This is a genomic window from Rhodobacter sp. SY28-1 (assembly GCF_005222785.1).
In the GTDB taxonomy this organism is placed as follows: Bacteria; Pseudomonadota; Alphaproteobacteria; order Rhodobacterales; family Rhodobacteraceae; genus Tabrizicola.
In genome coordinates, this window is record NZ_STGH01000003.1 from 871,934 (window position 1) to 884,804 (window position 12,871).

The following is a 12,871-nucleotide window of genomic DNA, read 5'->3' on the forward strand; positions in this document are numbered from 1 at the left end:
TGCAAAGAAGGGAGAGACCCCATGCGAACACCCCGATTTCGCGCTATTGCCGTGGCGCTGCTGCTGGTCGGCGCTTTCAGCCAGGCAGGGGCCGACACCTACACCGGGCGCAAGGGCGGCCCGGCGATGTCCGAGATGGTCGGGCGCGGGCACTCTCCGGCCGAGGGCATGGCCTTCTTCCGCCCGGTCCTGTCAGGGGTGCTTTATCGTGCCGGGTTCAAAGGCGGCGACAAGGCTCGCACGGGTCTGTCCTCAACGCAGCGGACAGAGCTGTGTGAAGCCGGGTTCTCCAGCGCCCGCTACATCGATTTCGGCAAGAATACCGATTACGGCACTACCTCCTGTGGCAAGGGCAAGCTGACCTATTCGCCGGGCAAGTCCACCCGCCCGGCCGACGTGATGCGCGAGATCCAAGACATCATCAAGAACCCGGGCCGTGGGCCGATGGTCGTGCATTGCATGTGGGGCGTGCATTCCTCGGGCGCGATTTCGGCCATGGCGCTGGTGCAGTTCTGCGGCTGGAGCGAAGAGCGCGCCAAGGCCTATTGGGACGAAGCCCGCAACGGCGCCGACTGCGCCGATGGCTGCGAGGCCTGGATCGACCACCACTTCGATACCTTCGACACGACCCCTCTCTAACGCTGACAGCCGCTCAACAGGCCGCGATCTGCCCGAAATGAACGAGGTCCCATGCATCGCCCCCTTCTTGCCGTTGCGATCGCGGCTTCTCTGATCGCCCCCGCTCAGGCCAATGACAGCGTGCAGGGACAGGAGACCCTCTACACCAGCCCGAACGGCGTGACCGAGCGCTGCGTGCGCATCACGCCGATGCCGGGGGCCGTTTATTCGGACGAGGATCTTGCGGCCGAGGCCGAGTTCTGCGCCATCGACCTTTACGCCCCGACCGTCGCGCTTTGCCCCAAGACCTGGAGCACAAGCCCCGGCATGATCGTGCATGACATCTCCACAGGCCCCTATGCGGGCGACCGCAAGGCGTTCGAGACGCGGGCCTGCCCCGAGGGCAAGGAAGCAAAGGGGCTGGGCGGTGGTGAAATGGCGAAGTTCAAGCCCACGATGAACGCGCGCGGCACCTCGGGCACCTTCTCGGCCTCGCCGCTGCTTTACTATCACCTCTCGCGCTTCTTCGGCGCTGATATCGGCGTGCCCCCCGCCGTCTGGCGCAGCATGGACCGCGAAATGCACTTGACCGAAGTGGCCCGCCCCGGCGTGGCGATCTCGGGCCATAGCCATTCCTCGGACATGAACCGGACCGGCTGGCAGGTGCTGGTCGAGGCGGACCAGAAGCCAGACAGCTACAGCCCCACGGACGACCTGTTCACCGCCGACCGCACGGCGCTTTACGGCGTGATGCTGCGCGCGAAGGGCAGCCGCTACAATTCCGAACTGAACGGCACGCGTGCCTCGGGCTGGGGCGAGGGGCAGAACTACGATTTCCAGGGCACCGCCCCCTTTCTGGCTCTGCGCTCGCAGAAGCCCCTGGCCGAAGCAGTCGCCGAGGGTGTGGCCGAGGCGTTGAAGGACCCGCAGATCCGGCGTGACATGGCTGAAAGCGTCGATCCGCGCCAGATCGTGTCGTGGATGACCGACCTGACCAACATCGCGCTTTTGGACTTCATCCTTTCGCAGCAGGACCGCGTCGGAAACATCGACTACGTCGAGCATTGGTATTGGATCGAGAATGGCGCGCTGAAGTCGCGCAAGGCAGTGGCTCATGGGGACGAGACCGAGCCGCTTCCCGAAGGAGCGGTGAAGCTTAAGCGGACCCATCTGAACGACAACGACGCCGGTGCGCGGTTGGAGTATGCCAACTTCGCCAAGTCCACCGGCATGCTGGACGACCTGCACCACTTCCCCGCTGCCACCTGGCGGCAACTGATGGCGCTTGAGGCCGACCTGAAGGCCGAGGGTCCTCTGCACGCTTATCTGAAATCCTCCTTCGGCCTGTCCGAGCGCCAGTTCGCGCAGCTGGTGAAGAACACGCTCCTTGCCGCCGCAACCCTGCGGATGCAATGTCAGGCCGGCGCGATCCAGTTCGACCTTGACCCGGAGACCTTCATCCTGACCGGCACCGCCACCCCCGAGACGGTCGATTGCGGGGCACCGTAAGGTGCGCCGCCTCACCGTTGCCCTGCTGGTTCTGGTTCTTGCGAAGCCCGTAACAGCGGAATCCCTGCGGATCGCCGTGATCTCGGACCTGAACGGCAGCTATGGCTCGACCGATTACGGGCCGGAGGTTTCCGCTGCCATCGACCGCATCATCACGCTGCGGCCCGATCTCGTCATCAGCACCGGCGACATGGTGGCAGGCCAACGCCTGGAGCCGACGCTCACGCCGGCCGAGCTTGCAGGGATGTGGGCGTCCTTCCATGCCACGGTCAGCGACCCGCTGGCGCGGGCTGGCCTGCCGCTGCTGGCGACGCCCGGCAACCACGATGCCTCGGCCTATCCCGGGTTCGAGGCCGAGCGGACAGCCTTTGCCGAAGCCTGGGTCGACCGGGTGCCCGACCTGTCGGCACTCGACAGCGACAATTGGCCTTTCCGCGGGGCCTGGTCGGTGAACGGCGTCCTTCTGGTCGGGATCGATGCAACCCGGTCCGGCCCTCTGCCTGACGAAGACATGGTCTGGCTGCGCAACCTCCTTGCGTTGCAGGCAGCGCAGCACCGGGCCGTGATCCTTTTCGGTCATCTGCCGCTGATGCCGATCTCGCAAGGGCGCGAGGGCGACGTGCTCGCTGATCCCGCCCTGTTCGATCTGGCGCAGGGCGCAGACGTGGACCTCTGGTTGTCCGGGCACCACCACGCTTTCTACAGCGGGCAGGCGGGCGGAATACTGTTCGTGGCGCAAGCCGCCCTTGGCAGCGGACCGCGCAAGCTGATTGGGGAGACTGCGGTCAGTGCCCAGAGCTTCACCTGGATCGAGGTCAGCGATGACGGCGCAATCGCCGTCGCAGCCTATCCATCCCCCGGTTTTGAAACGGCACTGGATGCCGACACCATGCCACCGACGCTCGGGTCCGGCAACTTCCGCCTGACCCGGGCGTTTGATTTGCCGGACTGACGGTCAGGTCTCGGGGTTCGCATGTGTCCGGCTGATGTTCCGCATCAGCCAGAGCCCGTAGATCGCATTGGGCAGCACCAGAAGGATCGGCAGGAACTGCGTCAGGCCCGACCCCGGGGCGGGCGTCACCGCCTCGGCCGGCATGGTCCCGTGCGATGAGGCATGGCCGACCGCCGCGCCAAGGGTAAAGGTCGCGAAATCCCACAGGGCATGGACGATGACTGACGGCCAGAGCGAGCCTGTCCGCAGGCGCAGGGCGATGAAGACGATGCCGCTCAGGAAAGCCGCGCAGGATTGCAGCAGCGCCGCCCACAGGTTGCCCGTCACAAAGACGTTCAGGCTATGCATCGCACCGAAGGCGACCGAGGTCAGCAGGACCGCGGGCAAGATCGACACAGTGTGACGGAACCCTTGTAGCAGCGCGCCGCGCAGCATCAGTTCCTCTGAAAACCCGACCAGCAGCGTGTTGAATAGGATGATCAGCAAGGTCATTGCCGGTGGCAGACTAAAGAAGATCGAGACACCCAAGGCGATGACGATATAGATCATCGGCAACCAGGTCAGTCGCCACGCCCTTGCTTCCGGCCAGCAATTCAGCGCGACGTCGTGCCAGCCCTGCCACAAGACCACGGCCAGGATGAACCCGCCGGCAGCGAGCCACGCCCAGCCGATGCCTCTCTGCACCCCTTCCCCAAGATCGGTTTCACCCCCGTTGGCGATGTTCCCGACGACGATCGTGATCGCCAGCCAGCAGACGAAGGCCAGCAAGGCGAGCGCGAGGCGTTTGTTCATGGCTGTCTTCCCTAGATCCCGAGTGCACACGCGGCGCATTCGTCCGCCACACGGTCCTAGCCTAGCGGCACTGGCGCGGTCCAATATCCGCAACGCGAAACCCGGCCGCTACTGACCAGCGCCTCGCCCCCTGCGTCCCCTTCGCCTTTCGGATAGTGCTACGGACCCTTCGGCGGAATACTCGCGGTCCACATCTGCCGGTTATCCCGGAAGGAGAGAGCTCGAAATGTCTCACGCCCGCATCCTCTTGTCAGTCCTGGCTGGGTCTACCGTGGCCATCGGACTTGCCACGGCCAGTCTCGCCCAGAGCCCCCGGACCGAGACGGTTGCAGCCGCCGCCGCAGCCAGCGGAACGGTGTTCCGCGGGACCATTTGGGGCGACGAAACCATCGACTATCTCGTCACGGCCGAGGCAGGACAGCGACTTTCGGTCGATGTCTCGACCACGAATGACAGCCTGTATTTCAACGTTCTTCCCCGGGGATCGGATGAGGCGATCTTCATCGGCTCGACGTCCGGCAATGTCGCCGACATCCCGATCCCGGCGGCAGGCGTCTACATTGTTCGTGTTTACCTGATGCGCAACGCCGCGCGGCGCGACGAAGGCGCGGACTATGCGCTGGGGATCGGCCTTTCGGGCGGCGATTTCGCCGATGGATTGGCGGGGGGGCCCGATTGGTGGAAGGTGGCAGGCCTGAGCGCAGGGGCCTTGAATATCCGGTCCGGCCCCGACACGCGCTTTCCGGTCGTCGGCAAAGCGCAGAATGGCGAGGTCATGCAGAACCGCGGCTGCCGCCTGACCCGGGGCACGCGCTGGTGCAGTGTCCGGGTAGACGGCTCGGGTGTCTCGGGCTGGGTGGCCGGGAAGTTCCTGGTGGAGGCCGCGGCGCCCGCGATGCCGACTGTGCCCCAGGGTGGCCCGGTCGGCAACGGCACGCCCTTCGACGCGACCGGCCTCGTCAACTGCGCCATCGCACCGGGAGAGGCGATGCGGACCTGTCCCTTCGGCGTGGTGCGCGATGGCCCTGGCAATGCCGGCCTCTGGATCGCACTTGGAAACGGCCAGGAACGCCAGATCCTGTTCGAAGGCGGAGCACCGGTCTCGACAAACGCCGACCTGCCGCTGAGCCACGAGAAATCTGGCGATGAGTTCACGATCCGCATCGGCGACGAACGCTACGTCTTTCCGGAAGCCCTGATCCAGGGGGGATGAGCCGACTATCGCTTCATTTGTTACGGTCTGTGGTTACTTCCTGCACCCTCTTTTTGAGCCTCTCCATGGTTTGCGGGCGAGAGACCCTGCACTTGAACTCACGCAGACTTCCCAGGTTACCAGAGACCTGTCGCGCATCGCGGGTGGAGAAAATTGGATTTCAGGCCCATCCCCTCCGCAATTTTTCACCAAGAAATCCAAGAAGTTTCTCGGTGCAATTCTCTGCGTTTTTTGGCCCCGGTATCGGGTCCTTCACAAAGTAGCACCTGGATGCAATCCGGCTTCAAACGAGGACCAAGGTCAACCGATTGCCAATTCATCTGGCCATCGGCCTGATGGTGCGGATAATTGTTCGGGCACAATGGCTCGGACACCCGAAGACGTCAGACGCATGTTCGGAGGTTCGCATCAGCGTAATTCTACTGGCGCCCGGAATCAGTTGGCCCCGCGAAATGCCCCGGAAAGCACAGCGAAAGCGCGGTTTGGACGGTGCGTCGTCCCTCCTCGGACGAATAAGGGCTTTCGGACGTCATCATGTCCAGCCAGATTCCCTCGATGACCAGTCGCAAGATCCTGGCGCAATGGATCGGGTCCAACGCGTAGTCGCCATCCTTTACCACGGCCGCGCAAAGCCCTTCCATTCGCGCAATCTGGGCTGCGTCCCGTGCGCCGCAGATCTCCTGGTATGCCGGTCGGCTTTGCGCCTCGCCCCAGAACGCACACCAGGCGGCGAGACGGGCCGGGGTTGTGACGGCAGGATGGAAGTCGGCCTCGATCATCGCCAACAGTTGGTCTGCGGCCTTGGGACCCGCTGCGAGGACTGCGCTTTCCCAGTTCCTCTGATACTCGTCCGCAAGATAGGCCAGCACGTCCGACAGAAGATTTTCCTTGCTGTCGAAATGGAACAGGACCAGCCCGTGGCTGATCCCAGCCTCACGGGCGACGTCGGTAAGGGTCAGCCGCGCCAGCCCACGGGTCGCGATGACCGTCAGGGTCGCCTCGATCACCTGCTGTCGCCGCTGGTCGCGCGCAAGCGTGCGCCGGGGCTTGTCCATCGTCTCTTCCAAAGCGGTCCACCTGCGTGAATGAAAACTGATTGACAGTTCAGTCAGTCGTTAGCGTATAGTTGTAGCCAGACCGGAGCGGCTTTCCAAGAGGCGACGATCCGGCGGGACCGTATGGGGACTTCGGGCATGAGCATCCAGTTGCCTTTTCCGACGCAAGCCATTCCTAACACATGGGAGCGCAGTGGTCTTCCTGCTTGGACCTATCATTCCGATGCGGTCTTCGCGCTGGAGCGGTCAAGCGTTTTCCTGACCCATTGGCAGGTTGTCGGCCATATCGGGGACTTGCCGAACCCCGGCGACTGGCTGTCCTTCGATATCCTGGGCGAACGCGCGGTCGTGATGCGCGGCCAGGACGGCGATGTGCGGGCCTTCCACAACCTCTGCCGCCACCGGGGCGCGCGGGTTGTTGACGGGGCGCAAGGCAGTTGCCGCGGGGCGATCGTCTGCCCTTTCCATGGCTGGGTCTACAATCTGGACGGTAGCCTGCGCGGCGCGGCGCGGCCGGAAAGCTTCGGCGAGCTTGACCGTGAGCGGTTCGGATTGAAGCCCATTGAGATGGAAATTTTCCACGGCTTCATCTTCCTGCGCTTCGAGCCCGGTCCGCAGCCGCCGGTTGCCGACCTTCTGGCCCCCTTCGCCGCGGATTTCGCGTCATACCGCAGCGCCGAGTTGGTCTCGGACGGCCCGTCGCGCTGGATCACGGAACTGCCGGTGAACTGGAAGTCGGTGCGCGACGTGGACAACGAGGGCTACCACGTGCCGCTGGCCCATCCCGGCCTGCAGGACCTTTACGGCCGGGACTACCTAGATCACCAGTTGGCCGACGGCATCAACTTCTCGCGCGGTGCGTTCGGCGACAAGCCGGGGCGGACGTGGTCAGTCAGGAACTATGTCAGGTTCAGTGAGGACCCCCCATGGCTTCTGCCGCATCTTCAAAAGGCCTGGACCTATTATGGCCTGTTCCCTGCGACAGTCTTCGCCTTCACTCCGGAAGGCGCGCAGTTCTATCACGAGATCCCGCTGTCAGCCGGTCGCACCCGGCTGACCGGGCGGCTTTATCGCTATCCGGATGAGACACGGCAGCAGCGGCTGGCACGCTATCTGGCGCAGCGGATTGACCGGGAGACTTCGGCCGAGGATCAGCAGCTGACGATCTGGTCGAACGAGTCCATGGCCAGCCGTGCCTTCGACGGGTTCCATCTGTCGGACCTGGAATACGGGCTGCGCGCCCACCACGATCGCTTGCGCGACCTTATCCCGGTGATGCGACTTGCCGATGCACCGCCCGAAGCGGAAATCGCCCGCCTAAATGCCGAACTGCTGGACCAAGGCTGATACCGGGTTCACTTTGACCTTGGCGCCCGGCTGTGGCGCGACGAATGGAGGAAGACACATGCGACTGACCCGCCGCTCTGCGCTTCTCGGCCTTGGTGCCGGCCTATCGGCCCCCTGGGTCCGCCCCTCCTGGGCACAGGGCGGCACCGTCTTCGTCTACAACTGGGCCGATTACATCGGCGAGACGACACTGGCTGACTTCACCGCCGAGACCGGGATCGAGGTGGTCTACGACATGTATGCCAGCAGCGAGGAGGCGCAGGCCAAGATGCTGGCGGGGGCGACGGGCTATGACGTGGTGCTGCAGTCCGGGCTGACATTGCCGATGATGGTCAAGGCGGGGGTCTACCAAAAGCTTGACCGGGCCAAGCTTCCGGGTTGGGCCAACCTCGACCCCGATATCCTGAAAATCGTCGAAGGCTTCGATCCCGGACACGAACATGGCGCGCCCTATACCTGGGGATCAGTCGGGATCACTTACAACCGCGGCCTGGTAAATGAGCTTCTGCCCGATGCCGACCTGGAATCGCTGGACACGATCTTCAAGCCCGAGAACGCAGCGAAGCTGGCCGAATGCGGTCTCTCGATCCTCGATAGCCCCACGGATTTCGGCTACATGGCGCTGCGCTATCTGGGCATCGACAGCGACACCGCGACCGAGGCGGACTATCGCAAGATCGTCGACCTGGTCGCGCCAATCCGCGACTACATCACTACCTTTGACAACACCAACTACATGACCACGCTGCCGAATGGCGAGGTCTGCGCAGTGAACAGCTGGTCAGGCGACTATGGCGTGGCCAAGGCCCGTGCGGCTGAGGCCGGTATCGAGATCGACTTTGCATATTTCGTGCCAAAGACGGGGGCTCCGGCCTGGTTCGACCTGTGGTCGATGCCGTCGGACGCGGCCAACGTCGACAACGGCTACAAGTTCATCGACTTCCTTTTGCGCCCGGACGTCATCGCCAAGTGCACGGACTTCATCGGCTACGCCAATGCCAACAAGGCCGCGACGCCGCTGGTCGATCCGGCGATCTCGGGCGATCCGGCCGTCTACCCGGATGCTGAGACCCTGTCGCGCCTCTACACGCCCAAGCCACAGACACCTGAACAGGAAGAGCAGCTGAACCGCATCTGGACCGAGATCAAGACCGGTGGCTGACGACGCCTTTCTGCGGATCGAGGGCGTCTCAAAGACCTTTGGGTCGTTCCAGGCGGTCCGGGATGTGTCGCTGTCGGTCTCAAGGGGCGAGATCTTCGCGCTTCTGGGCGGGTCGGGCTGTGGGAAAACGACGCTTCTGCGGATGCTCGCGGGGTTTGAGAAACCCTCGACCGGGCGCATCTACCTGGACGGGAAGGACATGGCCGGCGTCCCGCCGTGGGAGCGCCCCGTCCACATGATGTTCCAGTCCTATGCCCTGTTCCCGCACATGACGGTCGAAGCCAACATCGCCTATGGCTTGAAGCACGAGGCGATATCCAAGACCGACCGCGCGGCAAGGGTGCGCGAGATGCTGGACCTGGTGCAACTGACCCCTTTCGCGGCGCGGAAGCCGCACCAGATTTCGGGCGGGCAACGGCAGCGAGTAGCGCTGGCCCGGGCGCTCGCGCGGCAGCCGAAGTTGCTGTTGCTGGACGAGCCGCTGGCGGCCTTGGACAAGAAGCTGCGCGAGCACACGCAGTTCGAACTGATGTCGATCCAGGAACGCACTGGCGTCACCTTCATCGTGGTCACGCATGACCAGGAAGAGGCAATGACGCTGGCCGACCGGATCGCGGTGATGGACCGGGGCGAAGTTCGACAGGTAGGCAGCCCGACGGAAATCTACGAATTCCCGACGAACCGCTTCGTGGCGTCCTTCATCGGGTCGATCACCAGCTTCGAGGCCGAAGTAAGGGGCCGCACCGACGGCCTGCTGCGGCTGCACATTCCTGATTTCGGGACGGAAGTTCTGGCGCGGGATGTGCCTTCGGTGGGCGAAGGGCAGAAGGTGACGCTGGCGCTGCGGCCTGAGAAGATCGTGATCTCGAAGCTGCCCGCGCCGGGGACGAATGCGGTGGAAGGGGTGGTCAAGGACCTCGCGTATTTCGGCAAGGACAGCCTTTACCGGATCACCCTACCCTCGGGTGCCTTGGTGCAAGCGCATGCGGTGAACGCCCGCCGCGGGGACGAGGGCGCGCGGGTCGCCGATTGGGACGACCGGGTCTGGCTGTCGTTTGATCCGGCCTCGGCCATCGTGCTGGAGGCCTGAGGTGGCGGCCCTGAAAGCATGGTTCGACCGGCGCGGCTGGGCCGATCTGATCGTCGGCCTGCCCTACCTGTGGCTGGTCCTCTTCTTCCTGCTGCCTTTCCTGATCGTCGTCGCCATGTCGGTCGCGACCAAGACACCGACCGCGCCCCCATTTTCGTTCGGCGGCGAGCATCCTTGGATCAACTTCGACGGATATGCGCGCATCTTCGGCGACGCGCTGTATGTGCGGGCGTTCCTGATCTCGCTGGGCAATGCGGCGCTGGCGACAGTGTTCTGCCTTCTCATCGGCTACCCGATGGCGCTTGCCCTGACCCGCGTGTCGCGCAGTTGGCGCAACATCCTGCTGATGCTGGTGATCCTGCCCTTCTGGACCTCATTCCTCTTGCGGGTCTATGCTTGGATGGGACTGATGGGCAAGTCGAGCTGGTTCAATACCGGTCTGACCGACCTGTGGAACTGGGTCGTCCCCATCGACTGGGCGGTGAAGTCGATCCCGATGATGCATTCGAACTTCGCCGTCATCCTGGTGATGGTCTACACTTATCTGCCCTTCATGATCCTGCCCTTGTATGCGAGCCTCGAACGCCTCGACCCCACGCTGGACGAAGCCGCGCTCGACCTAGGATCGCGCCCGTGGCAGGTGTTCCTCGACGTGACCCTGCCGCAATCGATTCCCGGGATCATCGCGGGGGGCCTTCTGGTGTTCATCCCGGCGGCGGGAGAGCTGGTCATCCCTACCCTCGTCGGCGATGCCGCGTCGCCGATGATCGGGCGCGTCATCTCGGACCAGTTCAGTCAGGCGCGGGACTGGCCGATGGCATCCTCGGTCGCGGTGGCGCTTTTGGCGATCATGGTCATCCCGACCATGGCCTACAACCACTACCAGGCCCGGGCGGAGGGGTTGAAATGAACCGTCGCCCGGTCTTCCTTCTGACGGTCCTCGGTTTCGGGTTTGCCTTCTTCTATGTGCCCATCCTGTCGATGATCGTCTATTCCTTCAACGCCTCGCGGCTGGCCACCGTCTGGGGCGGGTTCTCGACAAAGTGGTATATGTCCCTGTGGTCCAACACCCAGGTGATCGACGCGCTGATCCTGTCGCTGAAGATCGCGCTGGTCTCGGCCTCCATCGCGACGATCCTGGGCACGATGGCGGCCATTGCCCTGGTCCGGATGGGAAAGTTCCGGGGCCGGACGCTGTTCAGCGGCCTGACGACGGCGCCCCTTATCATGCCCGAGGTCATCACCGGCGTCTCGTCGCTGATCTTCTTCCTGCTTCTGGCGCAGTGGATCGGCTGGCCATCGCAGCGCGGCTTCACCACGATCACGCTGGCACACATCACTTTTTCCATGGTCTTCGTCACAACCATTGTCCAGGCCCGCCTCCTGCAGTTCGACCGCACGATCGAAGAGGCCGCAATGGACCTCGGCTCCAAGCCCTGGCAGGTGCTGTTCGACATCACTTTGCCGGTGATTTCTCCCGCTATCCTGTCAGGCTGGCTTCTGGCCTTCACCATTTCGCTGGACGATGTGGTGATCACCTCCTTCACCACTGGTCCCGGGTCCACCACCCTGCCCCTCCTGATCTGGTCCAAGGTCAAACTTGGCGTCACGCCCGACATCAACGCGCTGGCCACACTGATGGTCGTGACCGTGGGGCTCTGCGTCGTCATCGCCGGGATCGTGATGAACCGGGCCGAGGCGCGCAGGCTCGCCGACGAACGCCTGGCCTTCCGGGCGAACGGATGACCGCGCTTCTGGGCATTCCGCTTGGCCCCAAGGGCTCGGGCCGCGACCGCTATGCCCGCGCTATGGCGCTTTTTGTGGAGGGCAGGCTGTCCTCTGCCCAGCTTGAGGCCTACCGCGTGGCAGCTGCACATGACCGCCTGCCGCCGGACCCTTTCCTCACCGACCGCAACCTTCCCCTGCCCGACCATGACGGAGACCGCCCATGACCTTCTCAGACCAAGATCGCAAGATCGCCAACATCCACGACGCCGAATACCGCCCCTTCGTCTACCCCGATGGCCAGGCCTTCGGCGATGACATCCTGCAGCTCGACACCGACATGCCGCTAGGTGAGGGGTTCCACGTCTACCGCATGCCGCCCGGCATGACGACGCGCCGCCACATCCACAACGGGCACGAACAGTTCCTGATCCTGGAGGGCGAGTTGATCGAAGACGATGGTCGCATCTTGAAGCCCGGCGACCTTGTGTTCTACCGCGATGGGACCGAACACCACTCCTACACGCCGAACGGCTGCCTGCTGGCCGTCCACATCGCCGGGCCGGAGGTTTCGACCCGCTGAAGGAAGATGTCTGCCGTCAGCGGTCTGCACTGGCGGAAGATCAACCCCCTCAGGGCTCGAAGATCGTCGTATCGAAGGTTACGCTTAACCCGATGTAGCTGTCGACATACTCCGACCCATCATAATAGCGCAGGTCGACCGCCGCTTCGTCGGTAAACGAGTAGGTGACACCGAAGTCCCACTCCTGTTCCGACGGGGCATCGGCGACCTCGTAGACGCCATAGTTGGCTGACAGTCCAAACGTGTCGGTCGCCTGGTAGGCCACTCCGAGATAGGCATTGCCCAACGAGGCGTCGGGATCATAGGCTAGGTCCAGCGACGTGCTCAGCTTGTCGCCAATCGGAACGCCCAGACTCGCTGTCAACTCGCCACAGCAATCCCCGCCGGCGTTCGGATAGATGTATCGCGTGTAGCCGAAGTCATAAGACAACCCGGACGCCAGCTCGTTCCGGTAGCCGAGGTAGATATCCACCTCGTTCAGCGTGTCGTCATCCGCGACCTGTCCCCAGAGGCCCGCATAGAAGCCGCGGCTTTCCAGTTCAATGTAGCCCGACAGATAGGTCCCTGTTCCCGTATCCGGCCCGAACTCATCGAAGGTGAACTCAAGCTCGGCCCCGCCGTAGACAGTGAAGTCCTGTGCCACCGCGCCACCCGCGCTACCCGCGCCCAAGGCAGCGATTGCCGCTGCCGCCGCTACAACCCTGATCATGCCACTCCCCTCAGCTTCACCCGGTATCAGGTCTCACGATTACGAGAGCACAAAACTGACTGACTGAAAAGTCAAAGTTGTGAACACCCAGACGTCGAACCCGGCAAACGGGGATA

Annotated in this window: 14 protein-coding genes; 11 read left to right on the forward strand and 3 right to left on the reverse strand. The window is 63.6% G+C overall.

The genetic code is table 11. From position 1 onward, the window contains the following. Positions 1–21: 21 nt before the first annotated feature. From E8M84_RS18425 to E8M84_RS18435, 3 genes are read left to right on the forward strand one after another with little or no spacing between them, the layout of a single operon-like run. Positions 22–639 carry a hypothetical protein gene (locus tag E8M84_RS18425; protein ID WP_137112640.1) on the forward strand — a complete coding sequence of 206 codons (618 nt, stop codon included), beginning with the start codon at positions 22–24 and terminating at the stop codon, positions 637–639. 51 nt (positions 640–690) lie between these two features. After that, positions 691–2,127 carry a hypothetical protein gene (locus E8M84_RS18430; RefSeq protein WP_137112641.1) on the forward strand — a complete coding sequence of 479 codons (1,437 nt, stop codon included), beginning with the start codon at positions 691–693 and terminating at the stop codon, positions 2,125–2,127. A gap of 1 nt (position 2,128) precedes the next feature. Continuing rightward, positions 2,129–3,079, forward strand: coding sequence for a metallophosphoesterase (locus tag E8M84_RS18435; RefSeq protein WP_170971994.1), 951 nt, complete (start codon positions 2,129–2,131; stop codon positions 3,077–3,079). Between the two features lie 3 nt (positions 3,080–3,082). On the opposite strand, the gene E8M84_RS18440 is transcribed toward E8M84_RS18435, so the two are convergent. Continuing rightward, positions 3,083–3,871: a CPBP family intramembrane glutamic endopeptidase gene (locus tag E8M84_RS18440; RefSeq protein WP_170971995.1), complete on the reverse strand. Its 789-nt coding sequence runs from the start codon at positions 3,869–3,871 to the stop codon at positions 3,083–3,085. 226 nt (positions 3,872–4,097) lie between these two features. Between E8M84_RS18440 and E8M84_RS18445 the strand changes: the two genes are divergently transcribed. Beyond that, positions 4,098–5,084, forward strand: coding sequence for an SH3 domain-containing protein (locus tag E8M84_RS18445; RefSeq protein WP_137112644.1), 987 nt, complete (start codon positions 4,098–4,100; stop codon positions 5,082–5,084). Between the two features lie 419 nt (positions 5,085–5,503). Here E8M84_RS18445 and E8M84_RS18450 read toward each other — a convergent pair whose 3' ends face one another. Next, the gene (locus E8M84_RS18450; protein WP_137112645.1) at positions 5,504–6,139 is read right to left on the reverse strand and encodes a TetR/AcrR family transcriptional regulator; all 636 of its coding nucleotides are present in this window, start codon (positions 6,137–6,139) and stop codon (positions 5,504–5,506) included. Positions 6,140–6,277: 138 nt separating this feature from the next. Here E8M84_RS18450 and E8M84_RS18455 point away from each other — a divergent pair, with 138 nt between their 5' ends. The 7 genes from E8M84_RS18455 to E8M84_RS18485 are packed head-to-tail and all read left to right on the forward strand — an operon-like array spanning position 6,278 to position 12,046. Beyond that, positions 6,278–7,486 carry an aromatic ring-hydroxylating dioxygenase subunit alpha gene (locus E8M84_RS18455; RefSeq protein ID WP_137112646.1) on the forward strand — a complete coding sequence of 403 codons (1,209 nt, stop codon included), beginning with the start codon at positions 6,278–6,280 and terminating at the stop codon, positions 7,484–7,486. A gap of 58 nt (positions 7,487–7,544) precedes the next feature. Next, positions 7,545–8,648, forward strand: a complete 1,104-nt coding sequence (locus E8M84_RS18460) for a polyamine ABC transporter substrate-binding protein (protein WP_137112647.1) — start codon at positions 7,545–7,547, stop codon at positions 8,646–8,648. Continuing rightward, positions 8,641–9,738 carry an ABC transporter ATP-binding protein gene (locus E8M84_RS18465; protein ID WP_137112648.1) on the forward strand — a complete coding sequence of 366 codons (1,098 nt, stop codon included), beginning with the start codon at positions 8,641–8,643 and terminating at the stop codon, positions 9,736–9,738. Before E8M84_RS18460 ends, E8M84_RS18465 begins: the two co-directional genes overlap by 8 nt. A 1-nt stretch (position 9,739) precedes the next feature. Further along, on the forward strand, positions 9,740–10,648 hold the full coding sequence (locus E8M84_RS18470) for an ABC transporter permease (protein ID WP_205914637.1): 909 nt from the start codon (positions 9,740–9,742) through the stop codon (positions 10,646–10,648). Next, positions 10,645–11,484, forward strand: coding sequence for an ABC transporter permease subunit (locus E8M84_RS18475; protein WP_137112649.1), 840 nt, complete (start codon positions 10,645–10,647; stop codon positions 11,482–11,484). Before E8M84_RS18470 ends, E8M84_RS18475 begins: the two co-directional genes overlap by 4 nt. Continuing rightward, entirely contained in the window at positions 11,481–11,690 is a 210-nt protein-coding gene (locus E8M84_RS18480; RefSeq protein WP_137112650.1) for a hypothetical protein, read from the forward strand. Before E8M84_RS18475 ends, E8M84_RS18480 begins: the two co-directional genes overlap by 4 nt. Next, positions 11,687–12,046, forward strand: coding sequence for a cupin domain-containing protein (locus tag E8M84_RS18485; protein WP_137112651.1), 360 nt, complete (start codon positions 11,687–11,689; stop codon positions 12,044–12,046). The genes E8M84_RS18480 and E8M84_RS18485 overlap by 4 nt, the downstream gene beginning before the upstream one ends. A gap of 49 nt (positions 12,047–12,095) precedes the next feature. On the opposite strand, the gene E8M84_RS18490 is transcribed toward E8M84_RS18485, so the two are convergent. After that, complete coding sequence (locus E8M84_RS18490) at positions 12,096–12,755, reverse strand: TorF family putative porin (RefSeq protein WP_137112652.1); 660 nt, start codon at positions 12,753–12,755, stop codon at positions 12,096–12,098. Positions 12,756–12,871: the final 116 nt, after the last annotated feature.